General features: G+C 55.6%; 16 protein-coding genes and 1 pseudogene. 6 read left to right on the top strand and 11 right to left on the bottom strand.

Annotation, left to right across the window (positions count from 1 at the left end):
- Window positions 1-159: 159 nt before the first annotated feature.
- The 4 genes from AACT07_RS16825 to manA all read right to left on the bottom strand — a co-directional run bounded on the left by AACT07_RS16825 (window position 160) and on the right by manA (window position 7,264).
- Complete coding sequence (locus tag AACT07_RS16825) at window positions 160-912, bottom strand: DNA/RNA non-specific endonuclease (protein ID WP_069529036.1); 753 nt, start codon at window positions 910-912, stop codon at window positions 160-162.
- Between the two features lie 233 nt (window positions 913-1,145).
- The gene (locus AACT07_RS16830) at window positions 1,146-3,038 is read right to left on the bottom strand and encodes a PTS fructose transporter subunit EIIC (protein WP_069529038.1); all 1,893 of its coding nucleotides are present in this window, start codon (window positions 3,036-3,038) and stop codon (window positions 1,146-1,148) included.
- Between the two features lie 523 nt (window positions 3,039-3,561).
- Window positions 3,562-5,202 (bottom strand): methyl-accepting chemotaxis protein, encoded by a 1,641-nt coding sequence (locus AACT07_RS16835; RefSeq protein ID WP_069529040.1) that lies wholly within the window; start codon window positions 5,200-5,202, stop codon window positions 3,562-3,564.
- An 862-nt stretch (window positions 5,203-6,064) separates the two neighbouring features.
- Entirely contained in the window at window positions 6,065-7,264 is a 1,200-nt protein-coding gene (gene manA / locus AACT07_RS16840) for a mannose-6-phosphate isomerase, class I (RefSeq protein ID WP_069529041.1), read from the bottom strand.
- 129 nt (window positions 7,265-7,393) lie between these two features.
- Here manA and AACT07_RS16845 point away from each other — a divergent pair, with 129 nt between their 5' ends.
- Both AACT07_RS16845 and icd read left to right on the top strand, forming a co-directional pair.
- On the top strand, window positions 7,394-8,266 hold the full coding sequence (locus AACT07_RS16845) for a helix-turn-helix transcriptional regulator (protein ID WP_069529043.1): 873 nt from the start codon (window positions 7,394-7,396) through the stop codon (window positions 8,264-8,266).
- Window positions 8,267-8,436: 170 nt separating this feature from the next.
- Window positions 8,437-9,690: an NADP-dependent isocitrate dehydrogenase gene (icd, locus tag AACT07_RS16850; protein ID WP_043821327.1), complete on the top strand. Its 1,254-nt coding sequence runs from the start codon at window positions 8,437-8,439 to the stop codon at window positions 9,688-9,690.
- A gap of 71 nt (window positions 9,691-9,761) precedes the next feature.
- On the opposite strand, the gene AACT07_RS16855 is transcribed toward icd, so the two are convergent.
- The 3 genes from AACT07_RS16855 to dsdX all read right to left on the bottom strand — a co-directional run bounded on the left by AACT07_RS16855 (window position 9,762) and on the right by dsdX (window position 12,932).
- Window positions 9,762-9,938, bottom strand: a complete 177-nt coding sequence (locus AACT07_RS16855; protein WP_005337712.1) for a hypothetical protein — start codon at window positions 9,936-9,938, stop codon at window positions 9,762-9,764.
- Window positions 9,939-10,246: 308 nt separating this feature from the next.
- Window positions 10,247-11,578: a D-serine ammonia-lyase gene (locus AACT07_RS16860; RefSeq protein WP_069529045.1), complete on the bottom strand. Its 1,332-nt coding sequence runs from the start codon at window positions 11,576-11,578 to the stop codon at window positions 10,247-10,249.
- Window positions 11,579-11,594: 16 nt separating this feature from the next.
- The gene (gene dsdX / locus AACT07_RS16865; protein WP_069529046.1) at window positions 11,595-12,932 is read right to left on the bottom strand and encodes a D-serine transporter DsdX; all 1,338 of its coding nucleotides are present in this window, start codon (window positions 12,930-12,932) and stop codon (window positions 11,595-11,597) included.
- A 223-nt stretch (window positions 12,933-13,155) separates the two neighbouring features.
- Here dsdX and dsdC point away from each other — a divergent pair, with 223 nt between their 5' ends.
- Complete coding sequence (dsdC, locus tag AACT07_RS16870) at window positions 13,156-14,100, top strand: DNA-binding transcriptional regulator DsdC (RefSeq protein ID WP_069529048.1); 945 nt, start codon at window positions 13,156-13,158, stop codon at window positions 14,098-14,100.
- A gap of 167 nt (window positions 14,101-14,267) precedes the next feature.
- On the opposite strand, the gene AACT07_RS16875 is transcribed toward dsdC, so the two are convergent.
- The 3 genes from AACT07_RS16875 to AACT07_RS16885 form a co-directional block, all read right to left on the bottom strand.
- Window positions 14,268-14,444, bottom strand: a complete 177-nt coding sequence (locus AACT07_RS16875; protein ID WP_005337704.1) for a hypothetical protein — start codon at window positions 14,442-14,444, stop codon at window positions 14,268-14,270.
- 311 nt (window positions 14,445-14,755) lie between these two features.
- Window positions 14,756-15,205: a C40 family peptidase gene (locus AACT07_RS16880; protein ID WP_069529050.1), complete on the bottom strand. Its 450-nt coding sequence runs from the start codon at window positions 15,203-15,205 to the stop codon at window positions 14,756-14,758.
- 191 nt (window positions 15,206-15,396) lie between these two features.
- A complete protein-coding gene (locus AACT07_RS16885; RefSeq protein ID WP_005337702.1) occupies window positions 15,397-16,305 on the bottom strand; it encodes a hydrogen peroxide-inducible genes activator in 909 nt (302 codons plus the stop codon).
- A 146-nt stretch (window positions 16,306-16,451) separates the two neighbouring features.
- Here AACT07_RS16885 and AACT07_RS16890 point away from each other — a divergent pair, with 146 nt between their 5' ends.
- Entirely contained in the window at window positions 16,452-17,054 is a 603-nt protein-coding gene (locus AACT07_RS16890) for a peroxiredoxin C (protein ID WP_005337701.1), read from the top strand.
- Between the two features lie 52 nt (window positions 17,055-17,106).
- On the opposite strand, the pseudogene AACT07_RS16895 reads toward AACT07_RS16890, so the two are convergent.
- Window positions 17,107-17,651, bottom strand: a pseudogene (locus tag AACT07_RS16895) (transposase); the annotation flags it as partial.
- Between the two features lie 325 nt (window positions 17,652-17,976).
- Between AACT07_RS16895 and tdcB the strand changes: the two are divergent.
- Window positions 17,977-18,981, top strand: coding sequence for a bifunctional threonine ammonia-lyase/L-serine ammonia-lyase TdcB (gene tdcB / locus AACT07_RS16900; protein WP_069529052.1), 1,005 nt, complete (start codon window positions 17,977-17,979; stop codon window positions 18,979-18,981).
- 11 nt (window positions 18,982-18,992) lie between these two features.
- A complete protein-coding gene (gene tdcC, locus AACT07_RS16905; protein ID WP_019444738.1) occupies window positions 18,993-20,324 on the top strand; it encodes a threonine/serine transporter TdcC in 1,332 nt (443 codons plus the stop codon).
- The last annotated feature ends 26 nt before the right edge of the window (window positions 20,325-20,350 follow it).

Here is a 20,350-nt window from a genome sequence, read left to right on the forward strand (position 1 = left end):
ACCTGTGGCCGCAAAAGTGGCCGCAACGGGTCAGCTGCCATCTGAAAAGGGCAGGGGGAGCGTGACTCCCCCTGCTGGGAGGGGCGCTGGCCCCTCCCTCTATCTCTCGCGATTCAAGATAGATGGGGTGTCAATCCATCTGTTGGCGAGTGTTCGCGGTCAGTTCCACATCGGGGAGATGCGGGTTTCCAGCGTCTCTTGCTGCTCTTCGGGCATATCGCTGAAGAAGTTGAGCTGGGTCTGCTCTTCCACCTCGCGTACCGAGACCCGGTAGTCGGCGATCTGGCTGATGGGCACCTCTTCCTGCGGCATGATAAAGGCGATGGCCTGCAGTCTGGCCGGGTCCATCACGATCTTGTAGTAGGCGCTCGGGATCGCCACACCCTGACCGATGGACTCTTCAGAGCCGGTAAAGATGGGGCCGGTGATCACCTGCACATCCTTGCGGGAGACCGCCCACTTGTTCACCTTGTCCTCCAGCACGCGCCACGCCTTCTGGTTGAGCACCCCGATCTGCGGCGTCATGTTGCTCAGCAGGAAGCTCTCTTTCATGGTGTTCTTGTTCGATTTCATGTCCCCAGCCGGGGCCTGATGGCCACGGTCGTAGCCCGAGCCCTTGTAATCGGAGAGGGTGGCGCGGTAGGCAACCGGGATCTCCCTGTCCTCGGCGAAGGCATCCTTGCGCGGCACTGTGCCCTGTGCGCTCTGGGCGGTCATCCGGTAGGAGACCCAGTCCGCTACCTTGTAGTCGTAGTTGTAGCCGACGGCATACCCTTCACGGCAGAGCTTCTGATCCGATTCGGAGGGCAGGCCGAAGCGCACGTGCTCGCCGCACTCCCAGTGGGCGGCCAGCAAGGGGGTGGCAGTGAGGGTGAGGGTAACAGCCAGAACCAATTTATTGATTTTTATCATTTTTGTGATGCTCCAGTTTAGTAGGCGGAGCCATTTGACATGAGATCTGACCAGCGCTTCAATTGCTGTTTTTTTACACGTCACCGTTCTGTGACGGCTCGCCAAGATCCGTGATGTGACTGGTTAATATGTTTTAAATCAGTGGCTTGGTCGGTGGGATGATATGCGGTTGCTCGGCTGGCAACGAAAAGGGGCCCGTGATGGGCCCCTTGTGATGAGCTGTCTGACTGCTATCAGGCTGCGTTTGCCTTGTTGCCCAGCGTGCGGGCCAGCAGTGCTTCCGGATTGTGAATCGCCTCCTTGGTCTTCACATCGATGACCTCGATATTGGTGAAGCGCTCGCGGTTCTTGATAGCCACGTCGTGGGCGAAGATGACGCAGCGGGCGTTTGCGACATCCTTGGCGGTAATGCGGTTGATGATGCCGTTGGCGCCCTGGGTCTCGACCTTGATCTTGATCCCCTGTTGGGCAGCGGCCTTCTGCAGGCTCTTGGCGGCCAGGAAGGTGTGGGCCACGCCAGACGGGCAGGCAGTGATGGCCAGTACGTCTGCTTCCCCTTCCGCTTCAATGACTTCGAAGCTGGTTTGGGTGGTGGTCACGTCATCTTCTTCGCTCACCGGCTTCTTCAGCAGGTTAACGATGATGGCTGTGGTCAGGGCGCCGAGGATGGTACCCAGGATGTAGCCCATCTTGCCTTCAACAACCGGCAGGACAATCCAGCCACCCCAGGGGGCGTGGTTGATACTGTGCATCATGAAGCCGGTGATGTTGCCGACGATGCCGCCTGCGACGATGGCCGGGATAACACGCATGGGGTCAGCAGCGGCGAACGGGATAGCACCTTCACTGATACCGATCATGCCCATGATGGCGGCCGCTTTACCGGATTCACGCTCCTCTTTCTTGTAACGCTTCGGAGACATGAAGGTCGCCAGCGCCATACCCAGCGGCGGTACACAGATGGCGATACCGACGCCGCCCATCAGCCAGGGCTGGGTGTTGACCTGAGTCTGGGCAAACAAGGTAGCAACCTTGTTGACCGGGCCGCCCATATCGAAGGCGGTCATACCACCCAGAATGGCACCCAGCATCACTTTACCTGAGCCCGCCATGCTGGAGAGCCAGTGGTTCATCCCTTCCATCATGGCGGCGATCGGGGCACCGATCCCCCACATCACGATGCCACACACCAGGAAGGTACCGATCAGCGGATAGATGAAGATAGAACCAAGGGAGGTCATGGAGTCAGGCAGCTTGATCCGTTTAAGCTGATTGACCACGAAACCTGCGATAAAGCCCACCAGAATGGCGCCGAGGAAACCGGTTTGATAGTGCTGAACGGCAATCCAGGAGCCGATCATGCCCGGAGCCAGGCCCGGCTTGTCAGCCAGCGAGTAGGCGATGTAGCCACCCAGTACGGCAGTAAACAGAGTCAGACCGGCGATACCCATGGTGGCCATGTCTTTGAGGAAGCCCGCTTCCGGCACGGCGCCCTTGCCGCTCATCATCACCGACAGTGACAGCAGCACACCGCCTGCCACGATGAAGGGGATCATGTGGGAGGTACCAAACAGCAGGTGCTGCTTCATGGTGTTGAGGCGATCCTTGAAGGTGCGCTCGTCGGGTTCAACTGGAGCAGTGGCTGCCGGTTTGGCGGCTGGCGCCGGTTTTTCTATTTTCGGGCCCTGTTTGAGCAGGGTCAGGGCTTGCTCGACGGTAGTGGCCGCCTTCATCTGCTCGATAAAACCTGGTTCCAGCAGACGGGTGGAGAGCTCGGCCAGCACTTCGATATGGTGGTTGGCACCGCCATCTGGGGAGGCGATCATGAATATCAGCTGGGTCGGCTTGCCATCTTCGGCGCCGTACTCGATACCTTGGCGGCTGACACCGATGGCAATGGCAGGGCGGCTGACGGCCTTGCTCTTGGCGTGGGGCAGGGCGACACCCTGCTCAAAGCCGGTGCAGTCCAGCTGCTCGCGGGCCCAGACATCTTTGACGAACTGTTGTTGATCAGACACGGCGCCATCGCGCGCCAGCATCTGTGCCATCTCGTCGAACAGGGCCTCCTTGCTGGTGGCCTTCAACTCCAGGCAGATGAGTCTGCCGTTGGTCATGGTGGGTAACATATTACACTCCTGGCTCCGTTGCCGAGCCGCATGATGGGGGGAACAATTGACCTGGATATTGTTCTCCCGTTGGCGCGGTGCCGAAATCGGACAAATGTGCCGTTTACTGGATTTTTGTGCTGTGCAAGTCGCCATGTGACCCAGCTCGCATATCATCATGAAAGCAAATTCATACCGATTATTTATTTTTTTCAAATAAAAACAATGTGTTATGAGTTGATCTTGCTACTTACATGAGTGCGACGAAAAGGTTTCGCCTTCGGAGGTGTGGAGATTTGTGTGCTGCTTTGAGGGCGAAAAATGTGAAGGTGCTGGCAAAACGCGTTGAGAGAACAATCAGAAAGAGGGAGGGCTGCTCTTGATGTGAGTCAATCCATCTACTGATCACTTGTTATGTGCAGCATGGGTGTCTTCGGGTTTTGTATGGTTCCTTGTTTGACAAAGCCCGCCACTTTTATGAATGGCGGGCTGTTTAGTGCTTCAGCCTTATTGAGCTGATTAATGAGGGGAGGAGAATCGGGCGTTATGTCCGAAACTTGCGTACAACCTCCTGCAGTTGTGTTGCCAACAGGTTGAGGTCGTTGCAAGCCTGAGCCATTTGTTTGGCGCCGGTCGCCACTTCTTCCGAGGCATTGCTGATGTTGACTACATTGCGATTGAGCTCCTCGCTTACCGTCCCCTGCTCTTCGGTTGCGGTGGCAATCTGAATATTCATGTGGGAGATACTGTTAACCGAGCTGCTTATTTCGGCAATAGAGGCTCCCGCTTCGCGAGCAGTGTGGACCGTCTCGGACATCATATCCTGACTCTGTTGCATGGTGACGCCCGCTTCGTTAGCACGCTGCTGCAGTTCGGAGATGATGTGGTTGATCTGGGAAGTGGAGTCTTGAGTTCGTTTGGCCAGAGTGCGGACTTCATCTGCTACCACGGCGAAACCACGACCTTGTTCACCGGCTCGGGCTGCCTCGATTGCCGCATTCAGTGCCAGCAGGTTGGTTTGCTCGGCAATTCCCTGAATGACTTCAAGCACCATGCCGATATTTCGGCTGTCATCACCCAGCTGGCGGATCACCAGAGCTGTCTCTTCGATGGCGGTAGCCACCTTTTCAATCCTGCCGATTGAGTCATTGACGGTCTCGCTGCCTTGTGCGGCTGTGTCGCTGGCCGACGTTGCTGCGCTGGCGGCGTCGTTGGTGTTGCGGGCCACCTCCTGCACCGTGGCTTGCATCTCGTTCATGGCTGTGGCCAGCTGATTGAGCTCATGTTGCTGGGCGCCCATGTTGTTGGCCGATTGCTGTGCCACCGCGCTGATCTCTTCGGCGGCCGCACTCAACTGCACTACCGAGCCGGAGACCTCGTTGACCAGCATGCGTAGATTGGATTGCATCTCGTTGAACCCTTGAGCCAGCTTACCCAGCTCGTCATGGGAGAATTGCTTCATGTCGAGTTGGCTGGTGAGGTTGCCTACCGCCACCTGGCGTGTCTGCTCCAGCAGGGTCATCACAGGATTGCGGATCTGCCGGATCAGCAGCCAGGCCACAATAACGACGAATAGCAAGGTTAGCGCACCGACTGTAGTGCTCAGCAGTTTGGCCCGTTCATAGGAAGCCTCACTCTGCTTGGTCAGCAGGTTGGCGACCCGATCGTTCTCCTTGCGCAGCTCCAGACCATCCTGTCCGGCCTGCTCAAGGGCTGCGCGGGATTCGTTTTTGATCAGCGACTGCACCTTGGCAATATCTCCCTGCCGTATGGCTGTTTCCAAGTCACCATGGGCTGAAAAATATTTGGCTGCTGCAGTTTTCAGCTCTGCAAACATGTTGCGATCTCGCTCCGACACAAAAGGCATCGATCCATACCGTTGCTCGGCGGCCATGTACTGACTCTTTGCCGCTTCGAAAGACTGTGTGCTGCTGTTGAGGGAGTCGGGATCCTTGCCCAGTGCATCTATCACCATGTTCAGTTCGGCACGGCGAGCGTCCAGCAAGGACACATGCATCTGGCTGGATGCCCGGATGGAGGGAACGATATTGTCGCTGACCTCACTGGCGTCACGGTAAATATTGGAGAGTTGTAAAGTGGCAAACCAGGCAAAACCCAGCATCAACAAAGCGAGAGTGGTAAACGCCATGGTCAGCTTTTGCCCAATTGTCATTTTTGTCAGCATATATCCTCTTTTATCTATTTTTGTCAGGGGATCTTTGTGTGAAATTTATATCGGCGAATAGATGTGATACCTTAAAAATAAGTCAAATAAAAGAGATCTTAATCATAGAGGGTATTTAAGGTCTATTTCTTTACTGCGATGAGGTTTGGCTGGCATATCAAAAAATAAATATCAAATCTCTCATTACCCTGCTTTTAAATTGATTGAATTGTCAGTTCATGCAGCCTGGCTTTTTTACGGATTACGTCAGCTTTAAGGTGTGATGTAAAAGAAAAAATGCTACATATCATGATCTTATGGTTTTTCTTAAGTTGTTATTTTCGACAAAATTCGAATGGTTTGCTTGGAATTAAATTATAGAACGACTAAAAAATAGGGCCGCATCTCGAAAAATCAAAAGAGATCCCTTTCGTTTGCATTATTAATGGTTCTGTATGACTACGGCTGCTAAATGTTTACAGACCGAATGATGATGGCCGGGGAAAGGTTTAATGGTGATGCATCTATGTGCTGTTTTAGTTTTCATCAGAGGGTGAAAATAGTAGAGGGTAGAGTTGTTATTTTTATTGCCTCCATTTTTTCGGATACTCAGAGTGTCGCCGTTGCTTGTGCAGGCTGGAATTTTCTTCGTTTCAGCAAACCAAGTCATCTGCATCAGGGGTGCGCCAAGCTTGGGTGACAAACCTGTGGAGCTGGTTGTGGGCAGGATGCAATCAGGGATGGGCTTCAGAGCGAGATGCCTGAAGGAAGGTAGGAATAAGAGAGTTGTAGAGATACAGACTGACTTGACTGGTAGGCCATATTGCTCTGTTGGGAGGGGGAGGCATATTCCCCCTCCAACGAGAGTCGACTCTTATGCTGATTAGCAGCGGTTGCCGGCGCGAGCGACCCGCCCTTCGGCCAGCAGTTGATAACTGCCAGTCGCTGCAGGAATAAAGGCAGATTGCCCCTTTTCCAGACGCAGTGACTGTTCGCCTTGCTTGAGGGTCACTGTGTCATCGATGGCAAACAGGATCTCGGCGCTGGCAGTGGTGAGCTGATGCTCGCCAGCCGGGTAGACGCTGAAAGTGAAGTCAGGTACCGGCACGTCGAAGTGCTGTACCGCACCATCACAGCGGGGGGCCAGCAGGATCTGGTCGTCCGGCTTGGGCAAGCAGCGCGTGCAATCCAAAAGCTCTGCCACATCGATGTATTTGGGGGTGAGACCGGCGCGCAGCACGTTGTCCGAGTTGGCCATGATCTCTAGGCCGGTGCCACGCACATAGGCGTGCGGGGTGCAGGCATCGAGGAACATCGCCTGACCTGGCTCAAGCGTCACCACGTTGAGCAGCAGCGGCGAGAAGAGGCCTACATCTCCCGGGTACTGGGCCGCCAGACTGGTGATGAGGGCAAACGTCTCCTCATCCTGATGGGCGGCGGCATAGTCCAGCAGTCCTTCCAACGCCTCCTCCTTGCGCGCCCCTTCCAGTACCAGCAGCTGGTGGAAGAAGTGCTGCAGGCCCGCTTCATTCTGGCTGGCGGCAAGGGCTGCGGTCAGATCGGCGATGGCCGCCAGATTGACCCGCTCGAACAGTGCCAGAATGGCCGAGATGGCGCGAAAGCCATTCATCGCCTGATAGGGGGTGAGGGCAAAGACCAGCTCGGGCTTGTGGTTCGGGTCCTTGTAGTTGCGATTGCTCGCCTTGATATCGATGCCTGCGGCCTCCTCTTTGGCAAAGCCCGCTTCGGCCTGAGCCTTGCTCGGGTGCACCTGAATGGAGAGAGCCTTCTCGGCACACAACACCTTGAACAGGAACGGCAGGCTGCCAAAACGGGCGAAGGTGGCCTCACCCAGAGCGGCGGCCGGAGCCCTGTCGATCACCGAAGAGAGCTTTTGCACACTGCCCGCCAGCGTCACCTCGGAGCAGCCGTTGGGGTGAGCCCCCATCCAGAGCTCGGCCTGGGGTTTGCCTTGCGGGTTGGGAATGCCAAACAGGGTGGTGAGGGAGTCATGACTGCCCCAGTCATAGCCTTGAATCGGGTTTTGCATCAACAGAAAGGAGGGCAGATCGCTACTGCTCATAAGGGACGCCTCGTCTAGTTTGAAGAAAATCGGGTGCAGAAAAGGGTGGCATTACTGCAGTGGACCGGACTATAACATGGGCGGTCGTGCGCGCCGCAACCGCTTGCCTCTCTCTTGATCAGGATCACCATGTCTCTCATCTTCAGCCAACTGCTCGACGGAGCCCTGAGCGAACAGGTTCCATTTGACCAAATCTGGTTTGCCAGTGAACAGGGGGTGCCACCCAGTTTCAGCTATCAGGTCAACTTTCCCCGCCTCGAGCTGGTCTTTAGCGGCGAGTATCTCAACCAAATTTGGGACAGGGAGGAGGGGGTCAGAGAGATCAGCGTGTTACCAGGGCAGGCGCTCTATATTCCCCCTAACGGCTGGAACAAGCCGCTCTGGACCACCGACTGCTCGGTGCTGAGCCTGCTGTTTGGCAAACGCCAGCTGGGGTTCAGCCTGGTGAGCAAACGCCGTGAAGATCCGGACTTTTTCGATGTGCAAAAGCACAGCATCATGGCGCGGGCGGGCCATGTGATCGAACACATTTTGGCGGCGCTGAACGTACTGACCGAGGATCCCGGTCGCTCCCCCACCGATGATCACCTGCTGCAGGCTCTGCTGGCGAGTGCCCGTCAGCTGTTGCTGGAGTCCGCCACGGATCGGCCACGGGGGGCAGAGCTCTTTCACGGGATCTGCATCTATATCCAGGAGAACTTTCACCGTCCCATCACCCGTGACTCCATTGCCCACCGCTTCAACGTTTCAGCCAGCCATCTCTCTCACCTCTTCCGCGAGCAGGGTCATATGCGCCTTGCCGATTACATCAGCTGGGTGCGGATCGATCGGGCCAAATTCATGTTGAAAAAGTACCGCTTTCGTCTTGAGGAGGTGGCCAGTCGCTGCGGTTACAGTGACGTGAACTACTTCTGCCGGGTGTTCAAGCAGAAGACGGGATTGACCCCGACCCAGTATCGCTCCCTGAGTCAGCCCCAAAACCAGAGTCATGAGCTGGCGTGATAGAAACGGGGGCGAAACAGGGGCGCGGCCGGGATGCAATTGCCACTGTCAAAGAGGCTCTACCTCTTTGGTCTGACATGCTTTCTTGTCGTTTTATTATGAAAATGAATGGGCTAAGATGGCCGCGCGCAACAAACAAGTTGATAACAAACGGAAGTTAGGAGATGCCGATGGAAAGCAAAGTAGTAATCCCGACCCAGGGTCAGAAAATCACAGTCGATGCCAACGGCAAGCTGCAGGTTCCCAACCATCCGATCATTCCGTTTATTGAAGGGGATGGCATCGGTGTTGACGTAACCCCGGCCATGTTGAATGTGGTGAATGCTGCGGTCGAGAAAGCCTACAAGGGCGAGCGCAAGATCGCCTGGATGGAGATCTATACCGGCGAGAAGTCGACTCATGTCTATGGCGAAGGTGCCTGGCTGCCGGCCGAAACCCTGGATTTCATTCGTGAATATTGCGTGGCCATCAAGGGCCCGCTGACTACTCCGGTCGGTGGCGGTATTCGCTCCCTCAACGTAGCCCTGCGTCAGGAGCTGGATCTCTACATCTGCCTGCGTCCGGTGCGTTACTACGAAGGGACCCCGAGCCCGGTGAAACGTCCTGATCTGACCGACATGGTGATCTTCCGCGAAAACGCCGAAGACATCTACGCCGGTATCGAGTGGAAGGCCGACAGCGCCGAAGCAAACAAGGTGATCGCCTTCCTGCAAAACGAGATGGGCGTGAAGAAAATTCGCTTCCCCGAGTCCTGCGGGATCGGCATCAAGCCGATGTCCAAAGCCGGTACCGAGCGTCTGGTGCGTGCCGCCATCGAGTATGCCATCGACAACGATCGCGACTCAGTGACCCTGGTGCACAAGGGCAACATCATGAAGTTCACCGAAGGTGCCTTCAAGGATTGGGGTTATGCTCTGGCCCAGAACGAGTACGGTGCCCAGCTGATCGATGGCGGCCCCTGGTGCTCCTTCAAGAACCCGAAAACCGGCAAGACCATCGTCATCAAGGATGTCATCGCCGACGCCTTCCTGCAGCAGATCCTGCTGCGTCCGGCCGAGTATGACGTCATCGCCTGTATGAACCTCAACGGTGACTACATCTCCGATGCGCTGGCTGCTCAGGTAGGCGGTATCGGCATCGCACCGGGTGCCAACATCGGCGACGGCGTGGCCCTGTTCGAGGCAACTCACGGTACTGCACCGAAATATGCCGGTCAGGACAAGGTCAACCCGGGCTCCCTGATCCTCTCCGCCGAGATGATGCTGCGCCACATGGGCTGGGTTGAAGCGGCCGATCTCATCATCAAGGGGATGGAAGCTGCGATCCGCAACAAGACCGTCACCTATGACTTCGAGCGTCTGATGGAAGGGGCCACCCTGCGTTCCTGCTCCCAGTTTGCTCAGGACATGATCGACCAGATGTAATCTGCTGCTTGCCAGAAACGCAAAACCGGCGCCATGTGCGCCGGTTTTTTATCGTGAAAGAGTGCAGGGGCTTATTGCGCCTGCTCTACGTGTTGCTGATAGCGTTGCTGCCATTTGCTGGTTTCTGCTTCATCACCCTGGGCCTTCCAGAAGGCGCAGATGGTGTTGGCAAGTTCCGAAGCCATCGCGTGATCTCCGTCACGTCGACTCATCAGATAATCTCCCAGCCAGCTTTGATATTGTTTCATTACCCGATCTCCTTATCTCATGTGCCCTTGAGGGTGCCCACCTTGACGGAAGCCTGTCGGCTCATCCTGGGGGGAACATCATCAGGCATGATGGTGCAAAGTCACGACCCGGGCAGAGAGCCCGATGGGCAATCTGGCGGCGAACGTGACGCGAGATGTCAAAAAATGAGCGCCATTTTAGCACAAACTGACCAACTTGGGGAAATTGTCGCCATGGACTGCGACAGAACAGCCCCATCCCCTTGTTCCCACAACAGAAAACCCGCCGTGATGGCGGGTTGATTTGCAGATAAATGTGGCAAAACAGCCTAGATCTTGGCGCTGGCCAGGTACTTTGCCATCTCTTCGGCAGGCACCATGCCACCGCCGGTGGCCCACACCAGATGGGTGGCCTGTGCCATGGTTGCGGCATCGCAACCGCGCCCGGTTAGCCACTCGGGATTGGCTGCCACCCGCCACGGGCCGGCCATACCTGCCAGAGCGGAGGGTTCGAGTGTGATCTGCTCATCGCGCGCCAGCAGTCCGAGCAGGTCATACATCTCCTGATCACTCAGGGTGTAGAAGCCATCAAGCAGTCGTTCCATGGCGCGGCCGACGAAGCCGGAGGCGCGTCCTACCGCGAGGCCATCGGCTGCGGTGAGGTTGTCGATGCCCAGATCCTGCACCGCAATGGCATCGTGCAATCCGGTGTGGACCCCCAGCAACATGCAGGGGGAGTGAGTGGGCTCGGCGAAGAAGCAGTGAACGTTATCCCCGAACGCGAGCTTGAGACCAAAGGCCACGCCGCCCGGGCCGCCACCCACGCCGCAGGGCAGGTAGACAAACAGCGGGTGGTCGGCATCCACCTTGATACCCATCTGGTCGAACTGCTTTTTCACCCGCTCGCCCGCCACCGAGTAGCCGAGGAACAGGGTGCGGGAGTTCTCGTCGTCGATAAAGAAGCAGTTGGGATCGCGCTCGGCCTCTTTGCGCCCCTGTTCCACCGCCACCCCGTAATCTTCGGCATATTCGACCACGATGACGCCGTGTTCACGCAGCTTGCGCTTCTTCCACTCCCGCGCATCGGCTGACATGTGGACGGTGACGGTAAAGCCGAGCTTCGCGCTCATGATGCCGATGGACATGCCAAGGTTGCCGGTGGAGCCCACTGCGATGCTGTACTGGCTGAAGAACTGGCGAAACTCGTCGCTGAACAGTTTGCGGTAGTCATCCTCTTCCCGCAGCAGACCAGTCTTGATCGCCAACTGTTCGGCGTGAGTCAGCACCTCGTAGATACCGCCTCGCGCCTTGATGGAGCCGGAGATGGGCAGGTGACTGTCTTTTTTCAGCAGCAGTCGACCGGTGACCTCAACCCCGTAGCGCCGGTTGAGCGTAGCCTGCATCGCCGGAATAGCGGCGATCTCGGACTCCAGAATGCCGTTACTGGCGCGGGTCTCGGGGAAGGCTTCGCACATGTAGGGGGCGAAGCGGGCCAGCCGGGCGGAAGCGTCCGCCACATTGTTGTTATCGAGCCCCACATAGGGCAGACCGGCAGCCAGAGTGGTGGTGTTGGGGTTGAACCAGGTGACTGGCTCAAGCGCGATCAGGGATTGCACTAGTGGAAATTGCACAGTGAGCTGTTGTACGTTGATGTTTTTCATAGTGTTCTCGGTCTTGTTACACGATAAAGGAGAGCAAGAAGGTACCGGCCAGCGCCATCAGGGAGGCGACAAAGGTGGCGGTGGTGTAGTACTTGAGCGTTTCGTTCAGGGTGGCGCCGCAATACTGCTTGACCAACCAGAACAGAGAGTCAGTCACCATGGTGCAGCCAATGGCACCGGAGCCGATGGCCAGGGTCATGATCTCCGGGCTGATGTTCGGGTAGTGCACCATGATGGGGGAGACGATGGCGGTGGCGCCCATCATGGCGACGGTGGCGGAGCCCACGGCGGCGTGCAGCACGATAGCCACCAGCCAGGCCAGCAGAATCGGGTGCATATCCAACTGGGAGAGGATAGTGGCCAGAGAGTCGCCCAGCCCACTCGCCTTGAGTACGCCGTTGAAGGCGCCGCCCGCTCCGATAATGAGCAGGATATTGGCGATGGAGGAGAAGCACTCCTCGGTCTTGTTAAGCAGTCCCTCCATCTTCATCTGCTGGCGGATCCCCAGCACGTAGTAGGCGGTGAAGGCGGCAATGAACATGGCGGTGATGGGGTTGCCGATAAACTCCAGCACGGTGTAGAGGTGGCTGGCGTGCTCCATATTGAGCTCGGCGACCGTCTTGGCCAGCATCAGCAGGATGGGCAGCAGCACGGTAAAGAGCGAGGCGCTTAAAGTCGGGAGAGTTGCCTCATCGCGCGCCTTGATGTCGGCAAAGGCATCGGGTACCTCCTTGAACGGAATCTGGTTGCCCAGCAGTTTGAGGAACAGGGGGCCGCCGATAAGCGAGGCAAAGAGGCCGACCGCCAGACCATAGACGATGACGGAACCCACATCGGCGCCCAGCTGATTGGTGACATAGAGGGCAGCAGGGTGCGGCGGCACTATGCAGTGCACAGCCATCAGGGCGGTGCAGAGCGGAATGGCCAGGGTCAGCAGCGAGGTTCTGGTCTTGCGGGCGATGGAGAAGGCGAGCGGGATCAGCAGCACTACCCCCACTTCGACAAACAGGGTGATGCCGCACACCAGACCCACCAGTACCATGATGACCTGAGGCGAGAGCCAGCGGCATCTCTGCAGGGCGAGGCCGATGCGCTCCGCAGCCCCCGACACCTCCATCATCTTGCCGAGTATGGTGCCAAGACCGATGACGGCGGCGAGAAAGCCGAGCGTGCCGCCAATGCCATCTTCCATGGCGCTGACCATCTTGAGGGGCTCCATCCCCATCAGGGTGCCGACATAGAAGCTCGCCAGCAGCAGGGCGAGGAAAGGATGCACCTTGCCCTTCACTATGGTGACCACGATAAGAACGATGCTACTTAGCAAGGTAGCGATGACCCATACCTCTGAACTCATACTGCGCCTCGACATCTGTTGTGTGTGATTGTTTATGCGCTTATTGAATGAAAATGAGGCGGGGCTGACAAATGATGAAATCAGCCACTTGGATGAGCTGAGGTGATGCAAAGGCGCTACATTGGTCACAATTTATCGAAATCACACTCTTTGGGTCTTTTGGTTTCATCCTGAAAGTGGCCTGTGGGTGTATCATCGACGGCCATTGCGAAGAGGGGGATGAATGTATAACGGGGATAATTACATATCGCGCAACAAGCTGTTGAGCGGCTACCAGTTGGCCAAGCTGCACACCTTCGAGGCGGCCGCCCGCCACGGATCTTTTGCCATGGCAGCTGATGAATTGTCGCTGAGCCCCAGTGCCGTGAGTCACCGGATCAGCGCGTTGGAAGAGGAGCTGGGGTTCAAGCTCTTTGAGCGTTTTCACCGCAAGGTGATATTGACGGCAGATGGGCAGCGGGTGTTCTGGGCGCTCAAATCTTCGCTGGAGTTCATCAATCAGGAGATCCTGGAGATCAAGAATCAGGAGCTCTCCGGCATTTTGACCATCTATTCTCGCCCCTCCATCGCCCAGTGCTGGCTGGTACCCAGGTTGGCGGAGTTCTCCCGCCTGCATCCGCAGATCGAGCTCAATATCATCACCGGAAACGAGAACATCAACCTGCATGGTTATGGCATCGATTTGACCCTCTATTTCGATGAGAAGAGCCCGGATCGACTCGCCATCCACCCGCTGATGGATGAGTACATGCTGCCGGTCTGCAGCCCGGAATATGCCGAGCAGCACGGGCTTGTCGGTAATCCCGCCAACTTGTCCTTGTGCCGTCTGCTTCATGATCGGCAGGCATGGGGATTTGACTCGGATACCGATGAATGGAGCTGCTGGGCTCGCCACGCCGGGGTCAGCCTTGAGGCATGTCAGCTGAGCATGGGTTTTGATCGTTCGGATCTCGCCATCATCGCCGCCATGAATCACGCCGGGATCGCCATGGGGCGCAAGAATCTGGTGAGCAAGCGACTGGCACGCAACGAGCTGGTGGCCCCTTTCCCCGGGCTCGAGGTCAAGTGCGAACAGCGTTATTACATGGCGACCCTGCCCAATCGGGCGTGTCCCAAGATCCAGGCCTTTATCGACTGGGCGCAGGGAATGGCTGCCGAGATGGAATGAACAGAGGCCGGTGCGCAAGAGCAAAATGAAGATGGTAAAGCGCGAGTGAACGAAGGTAGCAGTTTAACGTAGCGGGAAAATTGGGGGAGAGAGGTTGGCTGATGGTGGTTGGTCGCGAGTGGCCTTGCTGCCAACACCGGATGGCTGGCAGCAAGGCACGGTCGGGATCAGGTGGTCTTTTCCAGATGGTTCTGGTAAATCTGCTGCCACTTGTCCAGTTCGTTTTCATCACCCTGCTGCTGCCAGAACTCGCAGATGGAACTCGCCATCTCGCATGCCATGGCGTGGTCACCGTCACGGCGACTCATCAGGTATTGCCCCAGCCAGCTTTGATACTGTTTCATTGCACGATCTCCTTATCTATTTAACCCTTGATACTGCAGCTGTGGGACACCCGTCCGGCAGTGTTGCGCCACACTCCACTTTCGCCGCGCGCTGCTTGTTATTGCCTCGCTTGTTGTCAATCAGGACAGAGAGCGTATGAGAAAGAGGCGAAAGTGTTAAAAATTGGCCACCACCTTATCACAAAATGGTGTGATATGCAGGCTTTGGGGCCAATTGAGTTATAAGCGCGGGTTGTGTGTCCTGACATAGCGACAGGGATTGACGGAGAGTATCGGCACGCAACTTGTGCCGCAAGCAGGCATTTGAGCGGTTACTGGGTCACCCGACGTGCCTGCCAGTAGCGACTGTTCCAGTAGACGTTGTCGAGGCGGGAGCGGATCACTCCCTTGCTGGTGGAGGCGTGAATAAACTCGCCGGCACCTGTGTAGACCCCCACATGGTACTGTTGCCAGCCGGTTTTGAAGAAGACCAGATCCCCGTGTTGCAACCGGTAGCGATCCACCGGTTTGCCAATGCTGGCTTGAGATTCGGTGGTTCTTGGCAGGTTGAAGCCCAGCACCTGACTGTAGGCGATCTGGGTGAAGGCGGAGCAGTCTAGCCCGGCGCGGCTGGCGCCGCCCATGCGGTAAGGGACACCGCGCCACTGTTGGTAGAAGCCATCGAAGGCACTGCTCTGCAGGGGGGCCGGAGGCGGCTCCGGCGTGCTGGAACAGGCGGCCAGCAGCAGAGTCAGCAGGGATAGCAGCAGCTTGCGATACATCGGGCTCTCTCCACGGACGGGTCTAACAAACGAGACATTTATCGAGCGCCATATCCTGCCAAATCGTTCTGGCGGTAGGGGGCGCGACAACTTTTCCATCATAAACAGGGATCTGGCTCCAGACCTAGTCTCTGAGAGGAAAAATGTGGCGGGGAACTGAAAAACGCCAGCCCGAGGGCTGGCGTTTGTTGTCACTCGTTGTGGCTGATCAGCGGTTTAAGCAGCTCGGCCAGTTTGTAGAAGGTCTGCACCCGGGTGGTGCTGGGGCGCCAGACCAGACCGATCTCGCGATAGGAGGTCTCTCCCGGCAGCGGGATGGCCACCAGATCGGAGTTGGCAAGAATGCCGGCATCGATGGCCATCTGTGGCAGGAAGGTGGTGCCAAGACCCGCTTCCACCATCTGCACCAGGGTGTGCAGGCTGGTGGCGGCAAACGGGTTGATCTTGCTCTTGTCCCGCAGGCGGCAGGCGCTCACTGCGTGCTCGGTGAGGCAGTGCTCCCGCTCCAGCAGGAAGATGCTCTGGTTGGGCAGCTCCTTGTAGTCGAACGGGGTATGCAGACCGGCCGCCATGCTGGCGGGCATCACCATGTGGAACGGATCCTGACCGACGGTCTTGCAGTGAAATCCACCTATCTCGATGGGCAGGGCGAGGATCAGCAAGTCGAGCTGACCCTGCTCCAGCTGCTTGAGCAGATTGCTGGTGGTGTCTTCACGCAGCAACAATTCGAGGTCAGGATAGGTTTTGCTGCACTCTTTCAGCAGCTTGCTCAGCAGGAAGGGGGCGATGGTGGGAATGCAGCCAAGACGCACTGTCCCCTGCATCACGCCCCCTTGATGTTGCCCGAGTTCCATCAGATCCCGCGCATCGGAGAGCAAATTGCGAGCGCGCTCGACGATTTCCATGCCGACCGGGGTCATAATGAAGCTCTTGTGGTCCCGCTCCACCAGTTGCAGGTTCATCATGTCCTCCAGCGTCTGGATCCCGGTACTCAGGGTCGACTGGCTGACATGACAGGCCTTGGCGGCGCGGTTGAAGTTCTTGTGCTCATCGAGAGCGACCAGATATTGCAGCTGTTTGAGGCTGGGCCAACGTTGCATAGAAAAACCCGATTGATGCTATCTATTTAATTTGATTTAACTAATCTACCACCGGGTCTATAGTTTGTCGCTTGAATTAGATGGACTTGGCTCTAGGTAGCCCAATCCTCACCGGATTGTTCACTTCACATAAAGAGGAATTGAATATGGTATTGGTAGGCCGTCCCGCACCCGATTTTACCGCCGCAGCTGTTCTGGGTAATGGCGAGATCGTTGATTCATTCAACCTGTCATCCCACATCAAAGGCAAAGCTGCTGTTGTCTTCTTTTATCCGCTCGATTTCACCTTCGTCTGCCCGTCCGAGCTGATTGCCTTCGATCACCGTTATGAAGAGTTCCAGAAGCGTGGCGTGGAAGTGATCGGTGTTTCCATCGATTCCCAGTTCTCCCACAACGCATGGCGCAATACCAAAGTGGAAGATGGCGGTATCGGTCAGGTCAAGTACCCGCTGATCGCTGACGTCAAGCACGAAATCTGCAAAGCCTATGACGTTGAGCATCCGGAAGCCGGTGTGGCGTTCCGTGGCTCCTTCCTGATCGACAAGAACGGTGTCGTTCGTCACCAGGTTGTCAACGATCTGCCGCTGGGCCGCAACATCGACGAGATGCTGCGCATGGTCGATGCCCTGCAATTCCACGAAGAGCACGGCGAAGTGTGCCCGGCTCAGTGGGAAAAAGGCAAAAAAGGTATGCAAGCCTCTCCGGACGGCGTTGCCAAGTACCTGTCCGAGAATGCTGACTCCCTGTAATCGGGTCGTACTCTCCTTGAAAAACCGGCGTTTTGGCACTAATGCCAGTCAGTTAAGCCTGACTGGCATTGTTTTTATTGGTTTTTTTCACACTGTACTTCTGTGGCCTTGGCTTCACACTGCGGGGGTAACTCCGCTCCCTTCGCTCCGGTAATACAAACTGCCCCGCCTGCTTATCCAGCTCCGCCACCCGCTTCGGGATACTCCCCGGTGACAGGTACGGCATGCAGCTCAGTTCATGGATGAGCTAGACCGACGCCATGTGAAAACTCAGCTGGCTCGCCGTGTATCCCTTCAGACTCGCCGCCATCTTTACCATCTGGCTGCGCGCAAGAGGTTATACGCCAGCAGCACGCCCCACAGCTCTTGCCGTATCCCCGCCGCCTTCTTGCTGCGCAGAGTCAGCCGGTGTTGTTGCAGGCTGTGCTTCATCTCCCGATAGCCCAACTCGATTTCCCAGCGGTGGCTGTATAGCTCGACGATGTCAGCCCCCGGGAAGCGCATCGGGTCGACCATTGAGGTCAATACTTGGCGCGCCTTGCCATTGATGTTTCGGGTCAGCAAGCGCGCTTCCACTTTGTCCGGCAGGTGCGGCCACTACACTTTTTATTGTCCCGGTTCTGGCAGGCAAGCAACTGATTGTCGGTTGCAAAAAACAACGTAATTGCCCTGAAAAATCTAATCTTTACGGCTTTGTTTTGGAGTTGTTAATTATATTATTCGCCAATCTCTGATTACTTTTTTTAATCCATTTGGATTCAAGTGTTGCTGCTATCACATTTTTTGATAATTTAACCGTAACGCAGTCTCTTTGTAGATTTTTTTGTGTTTATGCTCACATTAATTGCAAGTGATAGAACCTAGTATCGCTTCGTCCAGTGAAATAAAACCCTACAAATTAATAAATAAAAAGAGATTTGCGATGAAGATGTATAGCAATCTGCCCATTGGTCTTCATGATATTACCGAAGCCAAAAAAAGACTGACCAACCATATATACAAGACCGCGCAATTACCCTCTAACTACATCAGCGAACGTTGCCATGGCGAGGTTTACCTCAAGCTTGAAAACATGCAACGTACAGGCTCTTTTAAAATTCGTGGTGCCTTCAACAAACTCAGTTCATTAAGTCTGGAGGATCGTCAAAAAGGTGTTGTCGCCTGCTCTGCCGGTAATCACGCGCAGGGGGTATCTTTGTCCAGTGCCATGCTGGGAATTGATGCCAAGGTGGTCATGCCTTGCTGTGCACCAAAATCAAAAATTGCTGCAACCAGCGATTATTCGGCGGAAGTTATTCTGCATGGCAATAGTTTCAATGACACCATTGCCAAAGTCAGTGAAATCGTGGAAATGGAAGGCCGCGTATTTATCCCCCCCTTTGACGATGCAAAAGTGATTGCCGGTCAGGGCACCATTGGTCTGGAAATCATCGAGGATCTCTATGATGTGGACAACATCATAGTGCCGATTGGCGGTGGTGGTCTGATTGCTGGCGTCGCCATGGCCATCAAATCCATCAACCCGACTATCCGTGTGATTGGCGTGCAGTCGGAGAATGTCCACGGCATGGCGGCTTCATACTACGCAGGCACCATTACCAATCACAGAACCAGCAGCACGCTGGCCGATGGCTGTGATGTGGCAAGACCCGGTTCACTGACCTTCGAAATCGTCAAACAATTGGTGGATGATATTGTACTGGTCACCGAGGATGATATTCGTCATAGCATGGTTGACCTTATTCAGCGCAACAAGGTGATTACCGAAGGGGCGGGAGCTCTGGCCTCGGCAGCGCTGCTCAGTGGCAAGCTGAAACATTATGTCGAAGGTAAAAAGACCGTCAGCATTATTTCGGGTGGCAATATTGATCTGACCCGGATCGCCGAAATTATCGAACAGAACAATATTCGTCAATTTAGCCTGTAAGGAATGCAGTCATGATATTAGACAGTGTTGTAACCGGCAGTAAAGAGAATACGCGTGCATGGCGTAAATCGGATACCACATGGGGATTAGGTCTGTTCGGTACTGCTATCGGGGCGGGGGTCTTGTTCTTTCCAATCCGGGCCGGATATGGTGGCCTGATCCCAATATTAATCATGCTGGTGCTGGCTTACCCCATTGCATTTTATTGCCACAGGGCGTTGGCCAGATTATGTCTTTCTGGCAGTAATCCATCGGCAAATATTACCGAGACCGTTGAAGAACATTTTGGCAAGATGGGTGGAGTGGTAATTACCTTCCTCTATTTCTTTGCCATCTGCCCACTGCTGTGGATATATGGTGTGACGATCACCAATACCTTTATGGCATTTTGGGAGCATCAACTACAGTTGGTTCCGCTTAATCGAGGTGTGGTTGCACTGGCATTGTTGATGTTGATGGCATTCGTGATCTACTTCGGTAAAGATCTGATGGTCAAGGTGATGAGCTATCTGGTCTTTCCCTTTATTGCCAGTCTGATCGTTATCTCTCTCTCCCTCGTCCCGTACTGGAACAGTGCCGTCTTTGATCAGGTCAATCTGAGCGAGATATCGATGTTTGGTCACGATGGTATTCTGGTTACCGTCTGGCTGGGGATCTCCATCATGGTCTTCTCCTTCAACTTCTCGCCGATAGTCTCTTCTTTCATTGTCTCCAAACGGGAAGAGTATGAGCAGGAGTTCGGGCGTGATTTTACCGAGAAACGCTGCTCGAAGATTATCTCCGGTGCCAGCATGCTGATGGTGGCCGTGGTGATGTTCTTTGCCTTCAGCTGCCTCTTTACCCTGTCACCGCAAAACATGGCGGAAGCCAAAGCCCAGAATATTCCGGTGCTCTCCTATCTGGCTAACCACTTCTCCTCAATGACGGGCAGCAAGTCTGCGTTTGCCACCACCCTGGAGTATGCGGCGTCCATCATTGCGCTGGTTGCCATCTTCAAATCCTTCTTTGGCCACTATCTGGGGACGCTGGAAGGGTTGAACGGCCTCATCCTCCGCTTTGGCTACCAGGGCGACAAGAGCAAGGTTTCCAGTAAAAAACTCAACATGGTCAGTATGTTGTTCATCATGGGGTCGACCTGGCTGGTCGCTTATGTGAACCCCAACATCCTCGACCTGATTGAGGCCATGGGGGCGCCGATCATCGCTTCCCTGCTCTGTCTGCTGCCGATGTATGCGGTGAGCAAGACACCGGCACTGGCAAAATATAAAGGTCAGGCCAGCAACCTGTTTGTCACCATCATCGGTGTGCTGACCATCCTGAATATAGTTTCCAAGCTGTTCTGAAAACCTTTTCTGCAAGTCATCAGCCA

The sequence above is a fragment of the Aeromonas sp. ANP5 genome (assembly GCF_963870295.1).
Taxonomy (GTDB): Bacteria; Pseudomonadota; Gammaproteobacteria; order Enterobacterales; family Aeromonadaceae; genus Aeromonas; species Aeromonas veronii.

Bases quoted from the DNA above. Each gene is read 5' to 3' on its own strand.
- AACT07_RS16835 (WP_069529040.1), bottom strand. From the start codon at position 5,202: ATGCTGACAAAAATGACAATTGGGCAAAAGCTGACCATGGCGTTTACC.
- tdcC (WP_019444738.1), top strand. From the start codon at position 18,993: ATGATATTAGACAGTGTTGTAACCGGCAGTAAAGAGAATACGCGTGCA.
- icd (WP_043821327.1), top strand. From the start codon at position 8,437: ATGGAAAGCAAAGTAGTAATCCCGACCCAGGGTCAGAAAATCACAGTC.
- AACT07_RS16875 (WP_005337704.1), bottom strand. From the start codon at position 14,444: ATGAAACAGTATCAAAGCTGGCTGGGGCAATACCTGATGAGTCGCCGT.
- AACT07_RS16830 (WP_069529038.1), bottom strand. From the start codon at position 3,038: ATGTTACCCACCATGACCAACGGCAGACTCATCTGCCTGGAGTTGAAG.
- dsdC (WP_069529048.1), top strand. From the start codon at position 13,156: ATGTATAACGGGGATAATTACATATCGCGCAACAAGCTGTTGAGCGGC.
- AACT07_RS16845 (WP_069529043.1), top strand. From the start codon at position 7,394: ATGTCTCTCATCTTCAGCCAACTGCTCGACGGAGCCCTGAGCGAACAG.
- AACT07_RS16860 (WP_069529045.1), bottom strand. From the start codon at position 11,578: ATGAAAAACATCAACGTACAACAGCTCACTGTGCAATTTCCACTAGTG.
- AACT07_RS16825 (WP_069529036.1), bottom strand. From the start codon at position 912: ATGATAAAAATCAATAAATTGGTTCTGGCTGTTACCCTCACCCTCACT.
- manA (WP_069529041.1), bottom strand. From the start codon at position 7,264: ATGAGCAGTAGCGATCTGCCCTCCTTTCTGTTGATGCAAAACCCGATT.
- AACT07_RS16855 (WP_005337712.1), bottom strand. From the start codon at position 9,938: ATGAAACAATATCAAAGCTGGCTGGGAGATTATCTGATGAGTCGACGT.
- AACT07_RS16890 (WP_005337701.1), top strand. From the start codon at position 16,452: ATGGTATTGGTAGGCCGTCCCGCACCCGATTTTACCGCCGCAGCTGTT.
- dsdX (WP_069529046.1), bottom strand. From the start codon at position 12,932: ATGAGTTCAGAGGTATGGGTCATCGCTACCTTGCTAAGTAGCATCGTT.
- AACT07_RS16885 (WP_005337702.1), bottom strand. From the start codon at position 16,305: ATGCAACGTTGGCCCAGCCTCAAACAGCTGCAATATCTGGTCGCTCTC.
- AACT07_RS16880 (WP_069529050.1), bottom strand. From the start codon at position 15,205: ATGTATCGCAAGCTGCTGCTATCCCTGCTGACTCTGCTGCTGGCCGCC.
- tdcB (WP_069529052.1), top strand. From the start codon at position 17,977: ATGAAGATGTATAGCAATCTGCCCATTGGTCTTCATGATATTACCGAA.